The 22276-nt window shown below is 65.2% G+C and carries 20 protein-coding genes; 14 read left to right on the forward strand and 6 right to left on the reverse strand.

The features are described 5' to 3' along the window. The first annotated feature begins 13 nt into the window (after positions 1-13). The 9 genes from RYH74_RS11825 (at position 14) to RYH74_RS11865 (ending at position 11450) form a co-directional block, all read left to right on the forward strand. A complete protein-coding gene (locus RYH74_RS11825) occupies positions 14-469 on the forward strand; it encodes a MaoC family dehydratase (protein ID WP_317409436.1) in 456 nt (151 codons plus the stop codon). Between the two features lie 249 nt (positions 470-718). Continuing rightward, positions 719-1597, forward strand: a complete 879-nt coding sequence (prmA, locus tag RYH74_RS11830; RefSeq protein ID WP_025340777.1) for a 50S ribosomal protein L11 methyltransferase — start codon at positions 719-721, stop codon at positions 1595-1597. A 42-nt stretch (positions 1598-1639) separates the two neighbouring features. After that, the gene (locus RYH74_RS11835; RefSeq protein ID WP_317409437.1) at positions 1640-3001 is read left to right on the forward strand and encodes a DUF3426 domain-containing protein; all 1362 of its coding nucleotides are present in this window, start codon (positions 1640-1642) and stop codon (positions 2999-3001) included. A 255-nt stretch (positions 3002-3256) separates the two neighbouring features. After that, complete coding sequence (dusB, locus tag RYH74_RS11840) at positions 3257-4270, forward strand: tRNA dihydrouridine synthase DusB (protein WP_046613238.1); 1014 nt, start codon at positions 3257-3259, stop codon at positions 4268-4270. Continuing rightward, on the forward strand, positions 4267-4587 hold the full coding sequence (gene fis, locus RYH74_RS11845) for a DNA-binding transcriptional regulator Fis (protein WP_012274390.1): 321 nt from the start codon (positions 4267-4269) through the stop codon (positions 4585-4587). Before dusB ends, fis begins: the two co-directional genes overlap by 4 nt. 81 nt (positions 4588-4668) lie before the next feature. Further along, positions 4669-6276, forward strand: coding sequence for a bifunctional phosphoribosylaminoimidazolecarboxamide formyltransferase/IMP cyclohydrolase (gene purH / locus RYH74_RS11850; RefSeq protein ID WP_075046491.1), 1608 nt, complete (start codon positions 4669-4671; stop codon positions 6274-6276). Positions 6277-6464: 188 nt separating this feature from the next. Then, on the forward strand, positions 6465-7760 hold the full coding sequence (gene purD, locus RYH74_RS11855) for a phosphoribosylamine--glycine ligase (protein WP_075046492.1): 1296 nt from the start codon (positions 6465-6467) through the stop codon (positions 7758-7760). 144 nt (positions 7761-7904) lie between these two features. Then, positions 7905-10676 (forward strand): hybrid sensor histidine kinase/response regulator, encoded by a 2772-nt coding sequence (locus RYH74_RS11860; protein ID WP_025340782.1) that lies wholly within the window; start codon positions 7905-7907, stop codon positions 10674-10676. A 177-nt stretch (positions 10677-10853) separates the two neighbouring features. Beyond that, positions 10854-11450: a MarC family protein gene (locus RYH74_RS11865; protein ID WP_013974374.1), complete on the forward strand. Its 597-nt coding sequence runs from the start codon at positions 10854-10856 to the stop codon at positions 11448-11450. On the opposite strand, the gene RYH74_RS11870 is transcribed toward RYH74_RS11865, so the two are convergent. The 6 genes from RYH74_RS11870 to cobG form a co-directional block, all read right to left on the reverse strand. Continuing rightward, entirely contained in the window at positions 11428-12111 is a 684-nt protein-coding gene (locus RYH74_RS11870) for a hypothetical protein (RefSeq protein ID WP_317409438.1), read from the reverse strand. The two genes, RYH74_RS11865 and RYH74_RS11870, sit on opposite strands and share 23 nt — an antisense overlap. Positions 12112-12170: 59 nt before the next feature. Next, positions 12171-12851, reverse strand: a complete 681-nt coding sequence (locus RYH74_RS11875) for a hypothetical protein (RefSeq protein WP_046613247.1) — start codon at positions 12849-12851, stop codon at positions 12171-12173. Between the two features lie 93 nt (positions 12852-12944). Further along, positions 12945-14642, reverse strand: coding sequence for a precorrin-3B C(17)-methyltransferase (gene cobJ / locus RYH74_RS11880; protein WP_317409439.1), 1698 nt, complete (start codon positions 14640-14642; stop codon positions 12945-12947). Next, entirely contained in the window at positions 14630-15364 is a 735-nt protein-coding gene (locus RYH74_RS11885) for a precorrin-2 C(20)-methyltransferase (protein WP_016712210.1), read from the reverse strand. The genes cobJ and RYH74_RS11885 overlap by 13 nt, the downstream gene beginning before the upstream one ends. Further along, positions 15361-15987 carry a precorrin-8X methylmutase gene (locus RYH74_RS11890; protein ID WP_039613543.1) on the reverse strand — a complete coding sequence of 209 codons (627 nt, stop codon included), beginning with the start codon at positions 15985-15987 and terminating at the stop codon, positions 15361-15363. The genes RYH74_RS11885 and RYH74_RS11890 overlap by 4 nt, the downstream gene beginning before the upstream one ends. After that, positions 15980-17311: a precorrin-3B synthase gene (cobG, locus tag RYH74_RS11895; RefSeq protein ID WP_317409440.1), complete on the reverse strand. Its 1332-nt coding sequence runs from the start codon at positions 17309-17311 to the stop codon at positions 15980-15982. Before cobG ends, RYH74_RS11890 begins: the two co-directional genes overlap by 8 nt. Positions 17312-17555: 244 nt before the next feature. On the opposite strand from cobG, the gene cbiE reads away from it, so the two are divergent. The 5 genes from cbiE (at position 17556) to RYH74_RS11920 (ending at position 22145) form a co-directional block, all read left to right on the forward strand. Continuing rightward, a complete protein-coding gene (cbiE, locus tag RYH74_RS11900) occupies positions 17556-18767 on the forward strand; it encodes a precorrin-6y C5,15-methyltransferase (decarboxylating) subunit CbiE (RefSeq protein ID WP_286100634.1) in 1212 nt (403 codons plus the stop codon). After that, positions 18760-19854: a cobalt-precorrin-5B (C(1))-methyltransferase gene (locus RYH74_RS11905; RefSeq protein WP_286100635.1), complete on the forward strand. Its 1095-nt coding sequence runs from the start codon at positions 18760-18762 to the stop codon at positions 19852-19854. Before cbiE ends, RYH74_RS11905 begins: the two co-directional genes overlap by 8 nt. Then, entirely contained in the window at positions 19851-20573 is a 723-nt protein-coding gene (locus tag RYH74_RS11910) for a cobalt-precorrin-6A reductase (RefSeq protein WP_075046499.1), read from the forward strand. The genes RYH74_RS11905 and RYH74_RS11910 overlap by 4 nt, the downstream gene beginning before the upstream one ends. Before the next feature lie 253 nt (positions 20574-20826). After that, positions 20827-21264, forward strand: a complete 438-nt coding sequence (locus tag RYH74_RS11915; RefSeq protein WP_025340792.1) for an NfeD family protein — start codon at positions 20827-20829, stop codon at positions 21262-21264. Positions 21265-21290: 26 nt separating this feature from the next. Next, a complete protein-coding gene (locus RYH74_RS11920) occupies positions 21291-22145 on the forward strand; it encodes an SPFH domain-containing protein (protein ID WP_075046500.1) in 855 nt (284 codons plus the stop codon). Positions 22146-22276: the final 131 nt, after the last annotated feature.

The raw sequence follows: 22276 nt of genomic DNA on the forward strand, positions 1-22276 counted from the left end.
TGGAGAGTCCGCGATGCCCCATGTACCGGTTACAGAGCTTTCGCAGTACGTTGGTAAGGAACTGGGCCGCTCGGCCTGGCTGAAGATTGACCAGCAGCGCATCAACCTGTTCGCCGAAGCCACGGGCGATTTCCAGTTCATCCATGTCGACCCGGAAAAGGCGGCGAAAACCCCGTTTGGCGGCACGATCGCCCACGGTTTCCTGACGTTGTCGCTGATTCCCAAGCTGATCGAGGACATCCTGGTCCTGCCGGAAGGGCTGAAGATGGTGGTGAACTACGGACTGGACAGCGTGCGGTTCATCCAGCCGGTCAAGGTCGACAGCCAGGTGCGGCTGAAGGTGGACCTGGCCGAGGTGACCGAGAAGAAGCCTGGGCAATGGTTGCTCAAGGCGATTGCCACACTGGAGATCGAGGGAGAAGAGAAACCTGCTTATATAGCTGAGTCGCTTTCCCTCTGTTTTGTCTGATGCACCACAGTTTCTGTGGGAGCGGGCAAGCCCGCGAAGCAAGCACCGCGGTGGATGGCACGGGCTTCGCCCGTGTTCGCGGGCGCGCCCGCTCCCACGGGGTGCATGCCAGGATTTCAATGTTGTGCAAGGCAGTAGCCCCAACGATGTCCGTGCCTGGCCTCCTCTACAAACCCACCGCACTCGCGTAAACTGCCAGCCTTCGCGCAGCCTAGGGCTGCCCCTGTCGATTTACCAAAGGTGCCCGCCATGCCCTGGCTGCAAGTACGCCTGGCCATCAGCCCGGAACAAGCCGAAACCTACGAAGATGCCCTGCTCGAAGTGGGTGCCGTCTCGGTCACGTTCATGGACGCCGAGGATCAACCGATCTTCGAGCCAGACCTCAACACCACTCCGCTGTGGTCGCACACCCACCTGCTGGCCCTGTTCGAGGCCGATGCCGACCCTGAGCAGGTATTCGCCCACCTGCGACTGCTGACCGGCGCCGAGCTGCCCGAGCACCAGGCCGAGGTGATCGAGGACCAGGACTGGGAACGCAGCTGGATGGACAACTTCCAGCCGATGCGCTTCGGCCGCCGCCTGTGGATCGTGCCCAGCTGGCACGAGGCCCCGGAACAGGACGCGGTGAACCTGCTGCTCGACCCGGGCCTGGCGTTCGGCACCGGCACCCACCCGACCACTGCCCTGTGCCTGGAATGGCTCGACGGCCAGCAACTCGAAGGCACCCAGGTGCTGGACTTCGGCTGCGGCTCGGGCATTCTGGCCATCGCCGCGCTGCTGCTGGGCGCCCGTGAAGCGGTCGGTACCGACATCGACGTGCAGGCCATCGAGGCTTCGCGCGACAACGCCCAGCGCAACGGCATCGCCGATGAGAAGCTGGCGCTGTACCTGCCCGAGCACATGCCGGCCATGCAGGCCGACGTGCTGGTCGCCAACATCCTCGCCGGCCCGCTGGTGTCGCTGGCACCGCAACTGTCCGGCCTGGTCCGCCCAGGTGGCCTGCTGGCGCTGTCGGGCATCCTCGCCGAGCAGGGTGAGGAAGTGGCCGCGGCCTATGCCGCCGACTTCGAGCTGGACCCGATCGTCGTGCGCGACGGCTGGGTGCGCATCAGTGGTCGCCGCCGTTAAGCGGGCCTAGAATACTTTTCTGCACAGCTCCCGGATTGCCGCATGACCGACAGTTTCGTCACCCAGTGCCCGCATTGCCAGACCAGCTTTCGCGTCACCCACCACCAGTTGAGCGTGGCCCGCGGTGTAGTGCGCTGCGGCCACTGCCTGCAGGTGTTCAACGCCGCCAAGCAGCTGCTGGAGCAGAACCGCACCGGCGGAGCCAGCGCACCTGCGGTGCCGGCACCGATGCCTGCCGCCCCTGCCGAGCCGCTGGCCGAACCGGTGATCGCACCCGAGCCTGTCGCCAGCGAACCCGGCACCACCCCGGACGAGGACTGGGCGCTCACCAACCAGGCGTTGGACGCGCTCGACCTCGACATGGAACTGGAGCGCCTGGAGCGCCGCGGCCAACCGGCCACGGCTCGCCCGGCCAGCCAGGATGACGGCCTGCAGGCGCGGCGTGACGAACTGCACCCGGACGAACATGCCGACGACCTGTTCGGTACGGCTACCGATGAACCGTTCGAACCGCAACCGGCGATAGAAACCGCGCCCGTGCTGCGGGAGCCGGAGCCCTTGGAGCTGGACCTGGAGCCAGCCCCTGGCGAGCGTACCGAGCCGACGTTAGGTGGCAATCTGGACCTGGATATCGACGACGAGCCGCCGGTACACCGTGCCGCCGAAATCGATGACCACCCCGAATTCAACGAACCGCTGGGTGCCAGCGATGATGAAGCCTCGGTACAGGGTCTGAGCGCCCGCGACGACGAGCCGCTGGAGCTGCACCTGTCTGCGCGCGATGACGAGCCTGTCGAGCCGCTGCCCGGCGAACGCCTGGAGCCAGGCCTTGCCGGCAAAGCCGAGCGCCCGGCGCGCAAGGAGCCGCTGGTCGACGTGGTCGACGACCCGCTGCAACTGGGCTGGGAAAAGCCCGCACCCAACTGGGGCAAGCGCCTGCTGTGGGGCTTCCTGACCCTGCTGGCCGCTGGCTTGCTGGCGTTCCAGTACGTGTGGTTCCACTTCGATGAAATGGCCCGCCAGGACCAGTACCGGCCGCTCTTCCAGCAAGTCTGCCCGTTGGTCGGCTGCGAAGTGCCGACCCGCGTCGATATCGCCCGAATCAAGAGCAGCAACCTGGTAGTACGCAGCCACCCGGACTTCAAGGGCGCACTGATCGTCGATGCGATCATCTACAACCGCGCGCCGTTCGCCCAGCCGTTCCCGCTGCTGGAACTGCGCTTCGCCGACCTCAATGGCCAGCTGATCGCCAGCCGGCGCTTCAAGCCAAGCGAATACCTGTCCGGCGAACTGGCCGGGCGCGGCGAAATGCCCAGCCAGACCCCGATCCATATCGCCCTGGACATCCTCGACCCGGGGCCGAAGGCCGTCAATTACAGCCTGAGCTTCCGCTCGCCGGAATAACCACCAACCCTGTGGGAGCGGGCGTGCCCGCGAACACGGGCGAAGCCCGTGCCATCCATTGCGCCGCCTGCTTCGCGGGCACGCCCGCTCCCACAGGGGCCGCGCAAGGTCCTGGATCCTCCCCCCATACCAAATGTCATAAGCCGACAACTGTTCAGATTTTATCCAAATCCATCTTTATCCGGTCACCGAGAGCGGGTATCATGCCAACCCTTTTTCGAACTCCAAGATTCGGCCCCACAACAGGGATCACCTATGTCGGCGGTACGCATCGGCCCATACACACTACGTAACAACCTGATCCTCGCGCCCATGGCCGGGGTCACGGACCAGCCTTTCCGTACACTTTGCCAGCGCCTGGGCGCCGGCATGGTGGTGTCGGAAATGGTCTCCAGCGACATGAGCCTGTGGAACAGCCGCAAGTCGAGCCTGCGCCGCATCCATGAAGGTGATCCCGAGCCACGCTCGGTACAGATCGCCGGTGGTGATGCGCAGATGATGGCAGCGGCGGCAAAGGCCAACGTCGAAGCAGGCGCCCAGATCATTGATATCAACATGGGCTGCCCGGCAAAAAAAGTCTGCAACAAAGCCGCAGGCTCTGCTTTATTGAGAGATGAAGCCTTGGTCAGCGAGATTCTCCACGCCGTGGTCGGCGCCGTGGACGTCCCGGTGACCCTGAAGATCCGCACCGGCTGGGACCGGGCGAACAAGAACGGCCTGAACGTGGCGAGGATCGCCGAGCAGGCCGGCATCCAGGCGCTGGCGGTGCATGGCCGCACACGCGCCGACCTGTACACCGGCGAAGCCGAATACGACACCATCGCTGCCATCAAGCAGGCGGTGTCGATCCCGGTTTTTGCCAACGGCGATATCACCTCGCCAGAAAAGGCCCGGGCGGTGCTGGACGCCACCGGGGTAGACGGCCTGTTGATCGGCCGGGCCGCCCAGGGGCGGCCATGGATCTTTCGCGAGATCGAGCATTACCTGCGCACTGGCGAACACCTGCCAGCGCCGCAGCTGGACGAAGTGGAACGCATCCTGCTGGAGCACCTGGCCGCGCTGCATGCCTTCTATGGCGATGTGATGGGCGTACGTATCGCCCGCAAGCACGTTGGCTGGTACCTGGCAACACGACCCGGCGGCAAGGAGTTTCGCTCCCGGTTCAACGCTTTGGAAGACACACAAGCGCAGTGCGCCAACGTTCGCGCGTTTTTCAGCGAACGTCGACAGAGCCTTGAGACAGAGGACGGACAAGGGGTGGCCGCATGACGATGATGACCGAGACATTTGTGAGTGGAACAACGCCCGTGAGCGACAACGCCAACCTGAAACAGCACCTCAACACGCCGAGCGAAGAGGGCCAGACCCTTCGCGACAGCGTCGAGAAGGCGCTGCACAACTACTTCGCCCACCTGGAAGGCGCGACCGTGACGGACGTGTACAACCTGGTGCTCTCCGAAGTCGAGGCGCCCCTGCTCGAAAGCGTGATGAACTACGTGAAGGGCAACCAGACCAAGGCCAGCGAGATGCTCGGGCTGAACCGAGGCACCCTGCGCAAGAAGCTCAAGCAGTACGACTTGTTGTAAGCCAGAATCCCAACCAGAAAAGGCGGCTCCCTGAACAGAGGCGCCTTTTTTGCTGACTCCACCGCGTTATTGGAACCCGAAATGACCGACCAGACTACCCGCCTGCCAGTCCGCCGCGCCCTGATCAGCGTCTCCGACAAGACCGGTATCCTCGAATTCGCCCGTGAGCTGCAGCAGCTCGGTGTCGAGATCCTGTCCACCGGCGGCACCTACAAGCTGCTCAAGGACAACGGCGTCAACGCGGTGGAAGTGGCCGACTACACCGGCTTCGCCGAAATGATGGATGGCCGGGTCAAGACCCTGCACCCGAAAATCCACGGTGGCATCCTCGGCCGTCGCGGCACCGACGACGCCATCATGAACGAGCACGGCATCAAGCCGATCGACCTGGTAGCAGTCAACCTGTACCCGTTCGAAGCCACCATTTCCAAGCCTGGCTGTGATCTGCCGACCGCCATCGAGAACATCGACATCGGCGGCCCGACCATGGTCCGTTCGGCTGCCAAGAACCACAAGGACGTGGCCATCGTGGTCAACGCCAGCGACTACGCCGGCATCGTCGAAGGCCTCAAGGCCGGTGGCCTGACCTACGCCCAGCGCTTCGACCTGATGCTCAAGGCGTTCGAGCACACCGCCGCCTACGACGGCATGATCGCCAACTACATGGGCACCATCGATCAGGCCAAAGAGACCCTGAGCACTGAAGACCGCAGCGAATTCCCGCGCACCTTCAACAGCCAGTTCGTCAAGGCCCAGGAAATGCGCTACGGCGAGAACCCGCACCAGAGCGCGGCGTTCTACGTGGAAGCGAAAAAAGGCGAAGCCAGCGTTTCCACCGCCATCCAGCTGCAGGGCAAGGAACTGTCGTTCAACAACGTGGCCGACACCGACGCCGCACTGGAGTGCGTGAAGAGCTTCGTCAAGCCGGCCTGCGTCATCGTCAAGCACGCCAACCCATGCGGCGTGGCCGTGGTACCTGAAGACGAAGGCGGCATCCGCAAGGCCTACGACCTGGCCTATGCCACCGACACCGAGTCGGCGTTCGGCGGCATCATCGCCTTCAACCGCGAGCTGGACGGCGAAACCGCCAAGGCCATTGTCGACCGCCAGTTCGTCGAAGTGATCATCGCCCCGAAAATCTCTCAGGCTGCCCGCGACGTGGTTGCCGCCAAGCAGAACGTACGCTTGCTGGAATGCGGCGAGTGGCCAGCCGAGCGCGCTGCCGGTTGGGACTTCAAGCGTGTCAACGGTGGCCTGCTGGTGCAGAGCCGCGATATCGGCATGATCACTGCCGATGACCTGAAGATCGTCACCAAGCGTGCGCCGACCGAGCAAGAGATCCACGACCTGGTGTTCGCCTGGAAAGTGGCCAAGTTCGTCAAGTCCAACGCCATTGTCTACGCCAAGCAGCGCCAGACCATCGGCGTCGGCGCCGGCCAGATGAGCCGCGTCAACTCCGCGCGCATTGCTGCAATCAAGGCCGAGCATGCCGGCCTGCAGGTGCAGGGCGCAGTCATGGCGTCGGACGCGTTCTTCCCGTTCCGTGACGGCATCGACAATGCGGCTAAAGTGGGTATCAGCGCCGTGATCCAGCCGGGTGGTTCGATGCGTGATGCCGAGGTGATTGCTGCTGCTGACGAAGCCGGCATCGCCATGGTCTTCACCGGTATGCGCCACTTCCGCCACTAAACAAGATGGCCGGCCGATCCTCGGCCCTGCCTGTGGGAGCGGCCTTGCGTCGCGAAAGGGGCGCGTAGCGGCCCCAGATTTTCAGCTTCGCAGCAGAGATTGCCGGGGCCGCTTTGCGGCCCTTTCGCGACACAAGGCCGCTCCCACAGAAGAAGCGGGATCGGCCAGACAGAATTCGAGGTTTTGACATGAAAGTTTTGATCATCGGCAGCGGCGGCCGTGAGCACGCCCTGGCCTGGAAAGTCGCCCAGGACCCACGCGTGGAAAAAGTCTTCGTTGCCCCGGGCAACGCCGGCACCGCCATTGAAGCCAAGTGCGAGAACGTCGCCATCGACGTGTGCGCCCTGGAGCAACTGGCTGACTTCGCCGAGAAGAACGTCGACCTGACCATCGTCGGCCCGGAAGCACCGCTGGTCATCGGCGTGGTCGATCTGTTCCGCAGCCGCGGCCTGGACTGCTTCGGTCCGACCAAGGGCGCGGCCCAGCTGGAAGGCTCCAAGGCCTTCACCAAGGACTTCCTGGCGCGTCACAAGATCCCGACCGCCGACTACCAGAATTTCACCGAAATCGAACCGGCGCTGGCCTACCTGCAGGAAAAAGGCGCGCCGATCGTGATCAAGGCCGACGGCCTGGCCGCGGGCAAGGGCGTGATCGTCGCCATGACCCTGGAAGAAGCCGAAGCCGCCGTGCGTGACATGCTGGCCGGCAACGCCTTCGGCGATGCGGGCTCCCGCGTGGTGATCGAGGAGTTCCTCGACGGCGAGGAAGCCAGCTTCATCGTCATGGTCGACGGCCAGAACGTGCTGCCCATGGCCACCAGCCAGGACCACAAGCGCGTCGGCGACCAGGACACCGGCCCGAACACCGGCGGCATGGGTGCCTACTCCCCTGCCCCAGTGGTCACCGCCGAAGTGCACCAGCGCGTGATGGACCAGGTGATCTGGCCGACCGTGCGCGGCATGGCCGAGGAAGGCAACGTCTACACCGGCTTCCTCTACGCCGGCCTGATGATCGACAAGGCGGGCAACCCCAAGGTCATCGAGTTCAACTGCCGCTTCGGCGACCCTGAGACCCAGCCAGTCATGCTGCGCCTGGAGTCGAGCCTGGTGCTGTTGGTCGAGGCCGCATTCGCCAAGGCGCTGGACAAGGTCGAAGCACAGTGGGACCCGCGCCCGAGCCTGGGCGTGGTACTGGCTGCCGGCGGCTACCCGGGCGACTACGCCAAGGGTGACGTGATCAACGGCCTGGACGCTGCCGCGAAGATCGAAGGCAAGGTGTTCCACGCCGGTACCGCACTGAAGGATGGCAAGGTGACCACCAACGGCGGGCGCGTGCTGTGTGCCACCGCCATGGGCAGCACCGTTGCCGACGCGCAGCAGCAGGCTTACCGCCTGGCCAAGGAAGTAAGCTGGAACGGCAGCTTCTACCGCACCGACATCGGCTACCGGGCCATCGCCCGCGAGCGCGGTGAGCACCAGCAGTAAGTTGTACCGGGCTGCCGCAGCGCGCTCCAGCACCTTGCGCCTGCGGCATCCGGCTCGTCGACAGGGCCCCGAGGGGCCTTGCCTTCGACTTGGCGCGCCGCGCATAGTTAATACCCGGCACCTTGGCTAAGAAGGGATTTCGTAGTGCGTCGGCTTCGGATTGCCTCAGCTCTGATCGTCAGCTTGCTGACCTTGCTCTGCATGTTCCCGGCTGCGGCCGAACATGACGGAGGCTGGGCCGTTCTGCTCGACGAACAGGCCAACCTGCAACTGAGCGACGTGCGCTCCGAGCGTTACCGCAACCAGTTCAGCCCGCTGGTACTCGCCGACCTGGATGCCGCCCCTGCGGAACAGGCCCTGTGGCTGCACTACCGCCTGGAGCCCGGCGAGCAGGAACAACTGCTGCGGGTATTCGCCCCAGACCTTTCTGGCCTGGACCTCTACGCCCTCGAGGGCGACCAGCTTCTGCGTCAGCTGCACCACGGGCGCCAGGCCGGCAATGCCAGCCCGACCCTGCGTGGCAGCGACCATGTACTGCCCCTGCCCAACAGCAAGCAACCCCTGGATATCTACCTGCGCCTGGTTTCCGAGCACCAGCTGCGCCCGGCCATCAGCCTGGAGCCTGCGGCCGTGGCAGCCTCCGACCAGCGCCAGCCACTGCTGTTCGGCATGCTGTTCGGCGGCCTGGTGATGCTGATCATGCACAACCTGATCCGCTTCCTCTACAGCCGCTCCAGCACCACCCTGATCCTGGCGCTGTACCACGGCCTGATGCTGCTCAGCGGCCTGATCCTGCTGAACCTCAGCGGCCCCTGGTGGCACGTGTGGCACAGCGCGCAGACGCCCGCCGCATACCTGACGCTGGTCCTGGCCGGCCTGGCCGGGCTGTGTTTCACCCAGCATTTCTTCTCGCCATGCAACTCGCCACGGCTCAACCGCCTGCTACAGGGCGAGATGCTGGTGGTCGGGTTGAGCGGGTTGGTGCTGCTGTTCGTCGACACCCTGCCCCTGAACCTGATGACCTACGCCCTGATGGCCCTGGGCAGCGTGAGCATGCTGCTGGTCAGCAGCTACCACTGGTACAAGGGCTATGCCCCCGCACGCCTGTTCAGCCTGGCCATGGTGGTGTTCAACCTCGGTGGGCTGGTGCTGCTGCCAGCGCTGCTGGGCCTGACCCGTACTTCGACGCCCTGGCTGCTGTGCATACTGCTGGGGCTGACCGTGGCCAGCGGCCTGCTGCTCAACCTGGCAGTCAGCGAACGCCTGCGGCGCATGAGTGAAGAGCGCTTCAGCGCCAGCCGCGCCCTGGCTGCCAGCGATGCCGAAATCAACGCCAAGGCCGAGTTCCTGGCCAAGATCAGCCACGAAATCCGCACCCCCATGAACGGCGTGCTGGGCATGACCGAGTTGCTGCTGGGCACGCCGCTGTCGGTCAAGCAGCGCGACTACGTGCAGACCATTCACAGCGCCGGCAACGAACTGCTCACGCTGATCAACGAGATTCTCGACATTTCCAAGCTGGAATCCCGGCAGATCGAACTCGATGACGTGCAGTTCGACCTCAACGCGCTGATCGAAGATTGCCTGAACATCTTCCGCGCCAAGGCCGAACAACAGAACATCGAACTGATCAGCTTCACCCAGCCGCAGGTACCACGGGTGATCAGCGGCGACCCGACGCGCCTGCGCCAGGCCTTGTCGAGCCTGCTGGAGAATGCCCTGAAAAACACCGACCAGGGCGAGATCCTGCTGGTAGTGGCGCTGGACCAGCGCGGCGAGGTACCGCGCCTGCGCATCGCCGTGCAGGACAGCGGCGAACCGTTGCCCGCCGCTGACCGCGAAGCCCTGCTGCAGGCCGAGTTGCACAGCCACCACTTCCTGTCCAGCAACAAGCTGGGCGGCCACCTGGGGCTGGTCATCGCCAAGCAGCTGATCGGCCTGATGCAGGGTGAGTTCGGCATCAAGAGCAGCACCGGCATGGGCAACACCCTGTGGCTGACGCTGCCGCTGGACCCTTCGCGCCTGGAACAGCCACCGGCCGACCTGGACAGCCCGCTGCGCGATGCTCGCGTACTGGTGGTGGACGACAACGACACCTGCCGCAAGGTGCTGGTACAGCAGTGCAGTGCCTGGGGCATGAACGTCAGCGCGGTCCCGTCGGGCAAGGAAGCCCTGGCCCTGCTGCGCACCAAGGCCCACCTGCGCGACTACTTTGATGCCGTGCTGCTGGACCAGAACATGCCAGGCATGACCGGCATGCAGCTGGCCGCCAAGATCAAGGAAGACCCGAGCCTGAACCATGACATCCTGGTGGTGATGCTCACCGGCATCAGCAACGCGCCGAGCAAGGTCATTGCGCGCAACGCCGGGGTCAAGCGGATCCTCGCCAAGCCGGTGGCAGGCTACACGCTGAAAACCACCCTGGCCGAAGAACTGGCCCAGCGCGGCCGCGAGCAAGCCATACCAGCCAGTTTGCCCGGCATCCCCCAGGCACTGGACCTGCCCGGCGATTTCCGCGTGCTGGTCGCCGAGGACAACAGCATCTCGACCAAGGTGATCCGCGGCATGCTCGGCAAGCTCAACCTCGAGCCCGACACCGCCAGCAATGGCGAAGAGGCCTTGCAGGCGATGAAGGCGCAGCGCTACGACCTGGTGCTGATGGACTGCGAAATGCCGATACTGGACGGCTTCTCGGCCACCCAGCAGCTGCGCGCCTGGGAAGCGGCCAACCAGCGCCAGCGCACCCCGGTGGTGGCGCTGACCGCGCACATACTTGCCGAACACAAGGAACGCGCCCGCCTGGCGGGCATGGACGGGCACATGGCCAAACCGGTGGAACTGTCGCAGTTGCGAGAGCTGATCCAGTACTGGGCCAATCACCGGGAAGCCAAGGTGGATCCGGTGCATAGTTCCTGATCTGAGGCGCCTGTGCCGGCCTTTTCGCGGGTAAACCCGCTCCCACAGGTACTGCATTAGGCCTGAAGGCAATGCTATCCCTGTGGGAGCGGGTTCACCCGCGAAGAGGCCGGCACAGGCTATCAATAGAATCTGCTGATAAACTCTGCCCAGCCATAACTGCCTGGACTACCCCCCATGCTCCATGAGTTGTTCAGCGTCTACCTGAAAATGCTCGTGCTCTACAGCCCGTTCTTCGTGCTGTCGTGCTTCATCAGCCTGACCCGCGGCCACTCCAGCAAGGAGCGCAAGCAGCTGGCCTGGAAGGTGGCCATCGCCGCGCTGATCGCCAGTGTCCTGCTGTACCTGTTCGGGCGGGCGATCTTCGGCATCTTCGGCATCACCGCCGACGCCTTCCGCATCGGCGCCGGCAGCGTGCTGTTCATCTCGGCACTGGGCATGGCCCAAGGCAAGTCCGCGGTACAGGCCGACAACGTGCAGCAGGATGTCACCATCGTGCCGCTGACCATCCCGCTCACCGTCGGCCCCGGCACCATCGGTGCACTGCTGGTGATGGGCGTCGGCCACCCGCACTGGGACGACAAGCTGTTGGCCATCATCAGCATCGCCCTGGCCAGCTTTACCGTCGGCCTGGTGCTGTACCTGTCACACCGTATCGAGCGCATCCTCGGTGACCAGGGCCTGCAGATCGTCAGCCGGCTGATGGGGCTGTTCGTCTGCGCCCTGGCTGCACAAATCATCTTTACCGGTATCAAAGGCTACCTGGCGCCCTGACCATCGCCGCATTGAGGTCGAACCGATACTCCCCCTGTGCATCCTTGGTTTTCATCAATGCCTGCAGTTCATCTCGCTGGTGTTGGAAGCGCCCGTTGTCCAGCTGCAAGGAAACGCCATTGAACCCGGCTTCGCCCTCCAGCGCCTTTTCGACCAGCAGCATGTCCTGAGAGATGCCGGCGATCGGCTTGTCGAATTGCAGGGTGATACTGCAAAGGTCGAGCGCCGGCCCCGGCTTGAGCAGGCCAAGCTCGATCACCAGCTGCGAACCCAGCGTGCTGAACTTCAGCTGGTGGCGAAAACCTTCGATCGATCGGCCCAGGCCGCTTCTGACTGCAGCCAGCACGGCCTCATGACGGATCGAGCGCATCTTCAGCCACGCCTCGAGTGGCTGTATCTGCGCGCTGCGCGCGGGTTGCCCCAACTGTTTCAGGTCATGCGTACTGGCCAGCTTGATCCAGCCCAGTTGCCGATATGCCTCGCGATAGGCGTCATACCAGGCTCCATAGTTGTCAAAGCGTGACCCCGCATTCCTGTTGGCCACCAACTGGGCGTAAAGGATGGAGTCGAAGGCAGCCTGGCGTTGAATCTGGCCAGCGTCCGCGCGATACAGTAATGCCGTCCCGCCAATCAACATCAGTTGTTCAGCTGTTCTGTCCATTGCGTTGCCTCGTCACAAAGAGCCGAACAAGGCGGCGTTGCAACAACGCCGCCTTGCAATCAGATGTCGTACTGGAGAACGTTCTCGACGCTGCGCACGCCGAGTTTGTTTTCCACGGTTTCGCGGACCTTGTCGTAGACGAAAGTGTTGAGGGTGAGGACAGCCATGCCGGCGTAGTACTCGGTCTTTTCCAGCTTCCACTGGATACCCAGGATGTCATCATCCAGTTGTGGGGCAGACGCCTGGATGCAGTTCACCACCATGACCACATCGTTGTTGTCGGTTTCGACGCAGGCGGCCATCCCGACCATGCCCCTGACCTTGTTCTTGCGCTTGTGATCGACCACCTTGAGGTCATTTTCGACAGTGGTGAGTTTGTCGAAGGCCGCCTTGGCCAGCACACCCAACTTGGTACCACCCAGCACCGCATTACCGACCGCACCAATCGCCCGTACAGCGACAGCGCCTATGGTGACAGACAGCTCGGCAGAGGTTTCCAGCTCGAAGGTGCGACGAGGGATGGTAAAGCCAAGATCACGCATGACATCGATGAACCGGTCGTACCACTCCCTGCTCTGTTTTTCGGCATCGAAGGACTTGTCAGCCACCAAGGTGGCAAAGTGGAAGGCGTTCTTTACGTCATGACGGCTTTGCGAAGACATGCCTGCGCCGCAGGCCAGCAGGTTGCCTTCGACCAGGATGGCTGTGTCGGTTGCAGTGACTTGTGTTTCTGTGGACATGTGGAAACTCCTAGATGGTTGCCCCCCGAGTCAGGGGCGACCACCTTAGCCAGCGCGCCCAGGATGCAGCGCGCTGAAGGGTTTCCGGTGCAACTAGTCGGCCGACGGGTACCAACGCGGCGTGTAGGCCCACACCCCACCCGAGAGGCGAGGAAACACGCAGGTTGTAGATGAACCCACCAGCACCATGGTGCGCATGTCGACCATTTCCGGCAGCAGCTCGGCCAATGTGACGACCTTCAGCGTCTGCCCCGGCCTACCGATGTCACGGCCAAGGACTACAGGCGTGTTCCCCTCGCGGTGCCGACGCACGACCTCCAGCGCTACCCCGAGCTGGTGCGGCCTTGCCTTGGAAATCGGGTTGTAGAACGCCAGCACCAGGTCGGCCTGGGCCGCCAGGTCCAGGCGCTTTTCAATGATCGACCACGGCTTGAGGTTGTCCGACAGCGACATCACGCAGAAGTCATGCCCCAGCGGCGCGCCCGCCTGGGCGGCGGTCGCGAGCGAGGCCGACACCCCCGGCAGGATCTCGAGATCCACCCGGTGCCAGGCCGGGTCCGTGGACGCGTGCAGCGCTTCAAGTACCGCAGCTGCCATGGCGAACACACCCGGGTCGCCCGACGACACCACCACCACCGAACGGCCCTGGGCCGCCAGTTCGAAGGCATGCCGGGCACGCTGCATCTCTTCACGGTTGTCGGTGCAGTGCAGCACCTGGTCGTCACGGAACGGGCCGGCCATACGCACGTAGGTTTCGTAACCGAGCACATCCTCGGCTCGCGCCAGTTCGGCCTTGACCGCCGGCACCATCAGCTCGGCTGCACCCGGCCCCAGGCCGATGACCGCCAGGCGACCCCGACGACGACCGATCTGCGCCACCTCGACCGGGGCAGGCGCCACCGCGATGACCACGTCTGCCACCTCGATCAGCTGCGCAGCAGGCAATGCCGCAGCAACCATGCTGGCGAGATCCTGCGTCCTGGCAGCAAAGCGCAAGGCAATCCCCAGGGCCTGTGCGGCCTCGTGCAGGGCGCTGTCGGCCATGGCTTGCTCGTCGGCCAGCAGGCAGGCCACTGCAGGCTCGGCGATGCCGGCCTGCTGCAATGCCGCACGGATACTGGCCAGGCTGCCGCCAGCAACACCCACTACCACCGAACGCGGGTGGATCAGCAGCTCGTCGCGGCTGGCCGGGCGGGCCTGGTGCCCCACATGGATGGTACGCCGGGCCGCCTCGCTGGCAGGCAACTGCGCCTGCTGCAGCCACGGCGCATCACCTTCGATGCGCACCGCCTCGCCAGCCAGCAGGTCGGAGACAAAGCGCTTGCCTTGCTCGATATCCGCCAGCGCATAGCCCTGTGGCGGGTTCAGCAGACAGGTGCCGAAACGCAGCTCGCCACTGGTGGTGATGGCCGCAGCAACGCCCAGTGCTTCAGCGATTTCGCGCGCCATCACGTTCACACCGCCAAGGCCACCAAGCAACGGCACTACGGCACTGCCGTCTTCGGCCACGGCCAGTACCGGTGGCTCGACACCTTTCTCGCTGAGCAGGCTGGCCAGGCTGCGGATGACGATACCCGCCGCGCACAGGGCGATGATCGGCGTGTTCTGCTGGTACAGCCCACGCAGGGTATCGCCGAACGCGGTGTAGCAAAGGTCGGCACCCTCGACCCGGCCTTCCAGGCCATGGATCGATGCTTGTGGATAACACTGCTGGATACGCTGCGCCGTGGCCAGGCTGCCCTGGCCAAGGATGACGATCGCCGGTGCCTGATGCATGCTCAGCCCTGCCATTTTTCACCCGGCACGATGATCAGCGAGAAGTACGGCGACGACTGTGGGTCGACCTGGTCCAGCGGCACGATCTTCTGGTTGGCCATGGTCGCCCGCTCCACATACAGCGCGCGCCCGTCCAGGCCCAGTTCGGCCAGCACTTCGCGCACCTTGGGGAAGTTGCGCCCAAGCTTCATGATCACCGCCGCGTCGGCGTCGGCCAGGCGACGCTTGAGCTCCTCGGCCGGCAACACGCCAGACAGCACCGACAGGCTCTGGTTGCGGTACACCAGCGGCGCGCCCAGTACCGAGGCACCACCGAGCATCGAGCAGACGCCGGGGATCACTTCGGCCTCGTAGCGCTGCGCCAGGCGGTCGTGCAGGTACATGTAGGAACCATAGAAGAACGGGTCGCCTTCACAGATCACCGCCACGTCGCGGCCGGCATCCAGGTGCTCGGCCACCTGCACGCTGGCCTCGTCGTAGAAGTCGCTGATCACCTGTTCATAGGACAGCGGCGCTGGCAGCGCTTCGGTGGTTACCGGGTAGACCAGCGGCAGCAAGGTCTGCTCGGGCTGCAGGTGCGCCTCGATGATGCCGAAGGCGTTGCCGCGCTTGCCCTTGGCCACGAAGTAGCCGACCACGGGCGCTTCACGCAGCAGGCGCAGAGCCTTGAGGGTAATCAGTTCAGGGTCGCCAGGGCCCACGCCCAGGCCCAGCAGACGTCCACGCGGCGCCATCATTCCACCTCCGTGGCGAGGGCGTTGACCGCAGCGGCGGCCATCGCGCTGCCGCCCAGGCGGCCCTGCATGATCACGAACGGCACGCCACGGCTGTCGGCGGCGAGCATCGCCTTGGACTCGGCGGCACCGACGAAGCCGACCGGGAAGCCGAGGATCAGTGCTGGTTTCGGGGCGCCGGCATCGAGCATTTCCAGCAGGTAGAACAGCGCGGTAGGCGCGTTGCCGATCACCACCACACTGCCTTCCAGGTAAGGTCGCCACAACTCCAGGGCCACGGCGGAACGGGTGTTGCCAGCGTCTTTCGCCAGGCCCGGTACGCTCGGGTCGCGCAGGGTGCAGATGACCTTGTTGTCGGCGGGCAGGCGGGCGCGGGTAATGCCTTCGGCGACCATGTGCGCATCACACAGGATCGGCGCGCCGTTCAGCAACGCCTCGCGCCCGGCCCGGCCGGCGCCTTCGGAGAACTGCAGGCCATCGATGGCGTCGACCATGCCACAGGCGTGGATCACGCGCACGGCGAGCTTTTCGAGGTCTGCGGGGATCCGCTCGAGTCGGGCTTCCTCGCGGATGATCCGGAAGGAATTGCGATAGATCTCCTGACCATCGCGGATGTAGTCAATCATCAAGGTGCTCCGTCGGCAGGTCGAGCATGGCGCCTGCTTCATTCAAGGTAAGGTCGGTGGCGCGCAGGGCGCCGAAGCCCGGCAGGCGCGCATCACGCAGGTACAGGTCGTAACGGCCCGGCGCACGGGCCAGCAGGGTGGCCGGGGCAACATGGGCCACGGCGCAGGATCGGGGGCAACCGGACAAGTGCACGCTGCCGGGCACGCCAGGGCCGAGCAGTGCGGCCAGGGTGACGGCGTCGGCCTTGGTCTCGCCCAGGGCCTTGGCACAGCCACTGGCGCCGGTACAGGCGCTTATGCGGGCCAGTGGCTCATGGTCGTGGCATAGCAGGCCCAGTGCGGACAATCCGGCCTGGGCGTGATCGATGTGTTGCGCTTGCAGGTTGGTCAGCACCAGGCTTTGCCAGGGGCTCAGGCGCAGGCTGCCATCGCCATGTTCACGGGCAACGCGCGCAGCGCCACGCAGCATGGCCGGGGTCAGGCGCCCCTGCGGCGGGGCAACGCCCAAGGCGACGCCCTGCACCTGGGGCAGAACGCCCAGCCACGAGACCCTGCTCGGTTCACGCCGCCATGCGAGCACGGCGGCATCGCGGCGGATGGCCAGGCCGAGTCCGTCGATGAAATCGGTTGCCGAACACACCTCGAGCAACTGGCGCATGCGCGACTGTGCCGGGGTGGCCAGGTCGAGGAAGCGCTCCAGCACCGCACGCACCAGTGCCAGGGCTTGATCCGCCGGCACCGCGCCGAGCACCTGGCCGTCTGCCGGGCAACCTGCCAGGCCAAATGCCAGCCAGGTCTGCTGCCCCAGGCGCAGAGCCGACAGCCACAGGTCATGGGGGTGTTCGAGCATGGCCAGGTTTTCGCCGGCATCCAGCTGCACGGCGAACTTGGCCGACAACTGGTGAAAACGCGGGGTGCCTTCCAGCAGGTCGAGGATCTGCCCGGCCAGCGGCCGAGCGTCCAGCAGCATCGCCGGGTCATGCCCGGCCAGCGGGCTGAGCATCAGGTTGCGCACATCGTCACCGGCGGCATCACGTGGGCCCAGGCCGGCTGCGAGCAGTGTCTCGACCAGGCCGCGATGCTCGCTGCCAATGCCGCGAATCTGCAGGTTGCCGCGGTTGGTGGCCTCGATCACGCCACCGGCGAAACGCTCGGCAGCCGCCGCCACTGCGTCGGCCTGGTCGGCCAGCAGCAGGCCGCCCGGCAGCTTGATGCGGCAGATGCCGCCATCACGGGCACTGACGATGCGCCACAACCCCGGGCAGGCCGAGGGACGGGGCGATACATGGGAGGCATGGGCCTGGGTCAAAGGGGCGTCCGGCAATCTGTGAAAATGCGCTTGAGTGTAGAAGGCGCGGTATTATGCCTGCTTTGTCCGGCGGCATGAAAAGCCGGTGGTCGAGCATCATCGACGATCGAGTAGAAATTCAGGACCGCGTCGCCTTCTTCGCGGGCTCGCCCGCTCCCACAGGATCACCGCTGCCCTCAACGGCTGCGCTGTACCTGTAGGAGCGGGCGAGCCCGCGAAGGGGCGCGCAGCGGCCCCAAAAAATGGCGGAATGAAATACATGGCACCCTGGCTGACAGTTGTAGGTATCGGCGAAGACGGCTTCAGCGGCCTGGGCAAGCAGGCCCGGCGCGCGCTGCTGGGCGCTGCGCGGATCTTCGGCAGCCCGCGCCAGCTGGCCTTGCTGCCACGCTGCGTGGCCGGCGAACGGCTGGGCTGGCCAAGCCCGTTCTCGCTGGCCCCGGTACTGGCCCTGCGCGGCCAGCCGGTGTGCGTGCTGGCCAGCGGCGACCCGATGTTCTACGGCGTCGGCGCCAGCCTGGCGCGCCAACTGCCCGCCGCTGAAATACGCGTGCTGTCGATGCCCTCCTCCTGTGCCCTGGCCGCCGCCCGCCTGGGCTGGCCACTGCAGGACGTGCAGGTGGTATCGCTGGTCGCTCGGCCCCTGGCAGCGCTCAATGCCCACCTGCACAGCGGCCTGCGCCTGCTGGTGCTGAGCAACGACGGCGACAGCCCGGCAGCAATTGCCACGCAGCTGCGCGAGCGGGGCTTCGGGCCAAGCCGCCTGCGGGTCTTCGAACACTTGGGTGGCGTGGACGAACGTGAGTTGGCCGGCACCGCCCAGGGCTGGCCGCACAATGACGTCGCCGCGCTCAACCTGGTAGCCATCGAGTGCCTGGCCACGCCCGAGGCGCCGCGCCTGCACCGGCTGGCCGGGTTGCCGGACAGCGCCTTCCGGCATGACGGCCAGCTGACCAAGCGCGATGTCCGCGCCATCACCCTGGCCCGCCTGGCACCACAGCCCGGCGAGCTGCTGTGGGACGTGGGTGCCGGCTGCGGCTCGATCGGCATCGAATGGATGCGCGCCCACCCGGCCTGCCGCGCCTTGGCCATCGAGGCCGACGAAGGCCGCCAGGGCTTCATCGAACACAACCGTGATGCGCTGGGTGTACCCGGCCTGCAACTGGTCCGGGGCAAGGCACCGGCAGCGCTGGAGGGCCTGGAGCAACCGGATGCGATCTTCATCGGTGGCGGCGTCACCCGCGAAGGCGTGCTCGACCTGTGCTGGGCAAGCCTGCGCCCCGGCGGCCGGCTGGTAGCCAATGCGGTGACCCTGCAAAGCGAACTGGCCCTGGCGCATTTCCGTGAACGCCATGGCGGCGAGCTGACCCGCATCCATGTCGCCCATGCCCAGCCATTGGGCGCGTTCGACACTTGGCGCCAGGCGCTGCCGATCACCTTGCTGGACGTGGTGAAACCCGCCGATGCGTGAAGAAACCCGCGAACAGCCCGCTCCCCTGCGCAGCGGCCTGACCACCGGCAGCTGCGCCACCGCCACCAGCCTGGCGGCAGCACGCTTGCTGCTTGGTGGCGAGAGCAACGACGCCGTCAGCATCACCCTGCCCAAGGGCAAGGTGGTGCAGATGCGCCTGGAGTTCTGCCGCCTCACCAGCCAAGGTGCCGAAGCGGGCACGCTCAAGGACGCCGGCGACGACCCGGACGTGACCCACGGCGCCCTGCTCTATAGCCAGGTGCGCCTGCTGGCCGAACCGGGCATCCGTTTTGTCGCCGGCACCGGCGTCGGCACCGTGACCCGCCCGGGGCTGGTGCTGGCGGTGGGTGAGCCGGCCATCAACCCGGTGCCACGGCGCATGATCAGCGAACACCTGCAACGCCTGGCGGACGAATGCAGCTACCCCGGCGGCTTCGAGGTCACGGTCAATGTGCAGGGCGGCGAGCAACTGGCCCTGAAGACCATGAACCCGCGCCTGGGCATTCTCGGCGGGCTGTCGATCCTCGGCACCAGCGGAATCGTGCGGCCGTTTTCCTGCGCGGCCTACATCGCCTCGATCCACCAGGGCATCGACGTCGCCCACACCAACGGCTACACGCATATCGCCGCATGCACCGGCAACGCCAGCGAAGACACCATGCGCCGCGTCTATGGCCTGCCGGAAATAGCCCTGATCGAAATGGGCGACTTCGTCGGTGCGGTGCTCAAGCACCTGCGCAAGGTGCCGGTGCCACGCCTGACCCTGTGCGGCGGTTTCGGCAAGATCAGCAAACTGGCTGCCGGGCACATGGACCTGCACAGCCGCCACTCCAGCATCGACCTGCCGCAACTGGCCGGCTGGGCAGCGGACATCGGCGCTGACGAGGCGCTGCAGGCATCGATCATTACTGCCAACACCAGCCAGCAGGCCCTTGCACTGGCCCATGCAGCCGGCATCCCCTTGGGTGACGCGGTGTGCGCCCACGCCCTGGCCTTCGCCCGCAGCGTGGTGCCAGCGCAGGTGCAGGTGGAGGTGTTCGCCATCGACCGCCAGGGTGGCATCGTCGGCCGGGCGGGTGTGCAATGAACGGGCGCATCCTGCTGCTGGGCGGCGTCACTGAAGCCCTGGCCATCGCTCGCCGCCTGGGCCCGCAGCACGTCTACAGCCTGGCAGGCATCGGCCGGGTGCCGCAGGACCTGCAATGCCAGGTTCGGGTCGGCGGCTTTGGTGGTGCCGAAGGGCTGGCCAGCTACCTGCACGAGGCAGGCATCACGTTGTTGATCGATGCTACCCATCCCTATGCCGCACAGATCAGCCGCAATGCGGCCAACGCCGCACGCATGGCCGGTATCCCGTGCTGGGCCTTGCGCCGCCCGGCCTGGCAGGCGCAAACGGGGGACGACTGGCGCGAGGTCGAGGACTGGGCGGGGTTGATCGAGGTACTCAAGCCGTTTCGCAGGCCATTGTTCACGCTGGGGCGTGAGCCGCTGCAACATCTGGACGAGATACCGCCGGAGCAGTTCTGGACCTTGCGTGCGCTGGAGGCGTGCCCTGGCAATGATCGCTGCGAAGTGATTGGCGCACGCGGGCCGTTCCATATCGAGGATGAGCGGGCGTTGTTCCAGCGCCGCAAGATCGATGTGCTGATCAGCAAGAACAGCGGCAGCGTGGCGACCGAACCGAAGCTGGAAGTGGCGCGGGAGCTGGGGATACCTGTGCTGATCCTGAAGCGACCGGCTTTGCCGGATGTGGACCGGGCATTCGACTCGCCAGCCGACCTGGCTGCGGCACTCGACCTGCAATAACAAATTTCGCAAACACGCTGCAGCCCCCTGTGGGAGCGGGTTTACCCGCGAAGAAATCAACGCGGTGCATGGCACCGGCTTCGCCGGTGTTCGCGGGTGAACCCGCTCCCACAGGGGACGCGGCAACTTTCATGTATTTGCACAAGACAGTTGCTCCTACAGCCATTTCGGACTTTTCTTGCAAACCATGAAGTGGCCATGTGCCGCACTGCTACCTTAAACTCGGCACTCCCTCCCGGAAGGCGCTACCCATATGGAAATGCAATGGTGGATCTGGCTGGTCTTCGGCATCGCGCTGATCCTGCTCGAACTGGTCCTGCCGACGTTCTTCATCCTCTGGTTCGGCATCGGCGCCGTGCTGGTTTCACTCATCTCGCTGGCCGCCCCCAGCCTGCAACTGGACATGCAGGTGCTGCTGTGGGTGCTGATGTCGTCAGTTACCACGGCTCTGTGGTTCAAGCTGTTCCGGCGCAAGCAACCAGACGTGCGCTGGACCGCCGAAAGCGTGATCGGTGAAGTAGGGCTGCTGACTGCTGGTGTGTCGGAGTTCCAGAAAGGCCGTGTGCGCTTCCAGAAGCCTATCCTCGGCAACGAGGAATGGACCTGCGTCGCCAACAGCGAGATCGCGGCCGGCGAGCGGGTACGCCTGACCGCCATCGAAGGGAACACCGCCCGGGTCATCCGGGCCTGAATCCGCACTAAAAGGAATTTCGCATCATGACCAGCCTCATCGTCGTCGTCGCCATCGCCCTGTTCGTCCTGATCACCGTGTTCAAAGGGGTGCGCATCGTGCCCCAGGGCGAAGAATGGGTCGTCGAGCGCCTGGGCCGCTACCAAAGCACCCTCAAGCCCGGCCTGAACATCGTCATCCCGTACATGGACGTGGTCGCCTACCGCCTGCCGACCAAGGACATCATCCTCGATGTGCAGCAGCAGGAAATCATCACCCGGGACAACGCGGTGATCGTCGCCAACGCCCTGTGCTTCGCCAAGGTGGTCGACCCGCAGAAGGCCTCCTATGGCGTGCAGGACTTCTCGTTCGCCGTCACCAGCCTGACCATGACCTCGCTGCGCGCCATCGTCGGCGCCATGGACCTGGACGAAGCGCTGTCCAGCCGCGAGCAGATCAAGGCGCGCCTGCGCGAGGCGATGTCCGAGCAGACCGAAGACTGGGGCGTGACCGTACGCTCGGTGGAAATCCAGGACATCAAGCCCTCGGAGAACATGCAACTGGCCATGGAGCGCCAGGCGGCAGCAGAGCGTGAGCGCAAGGCCGACGTGACCCGTGCCGAAGGGGCCAAGCAGGCGGCGATCCTGGAAGCAGAAGCACGCTTGCAGGCTGCCAGGCTGGATGCCGAAGCGCAGATCAGCCTGGCCGAGGCCTCGGCGCGGGCGATTACGCTGGTCAAGGACGCGGTCGGCAACGAGACCGTGCCGGCGATGTACCTGCTCGGCGAGCGCTATGTGGGGGCGATGGAGAACCTGGCGGGCAGCAGCAATGCCAAGGTGGTGGTGCTGCCGGCGGACCTGCAGGAGACCGTGCGTGGGCTGATGGGGCGTGGCAAGGCTTGAGGGCACCTTTGCCTTCATCGCCGGCAAGCCAGCTCCCACAGGTTTACCACAGGCCTTGAAATCTGTGCGGTCCCTGTGGGAGCTGGCTTGCCGGCGATTGGGCTGCAAAGCAGCCCCTCGAAGGGCCCGGC

It is taken from the genome of Pseudomonas sp. LSJ-87, assembly GCF_032971465.1.
Lineage (GTDB): Bacteria > Pseudomonadota > Gammaproteobacteria > Pseudomonadales > Pseudomonadaceae > Aquipseudomonas > Aquipseudomonas putida_Z.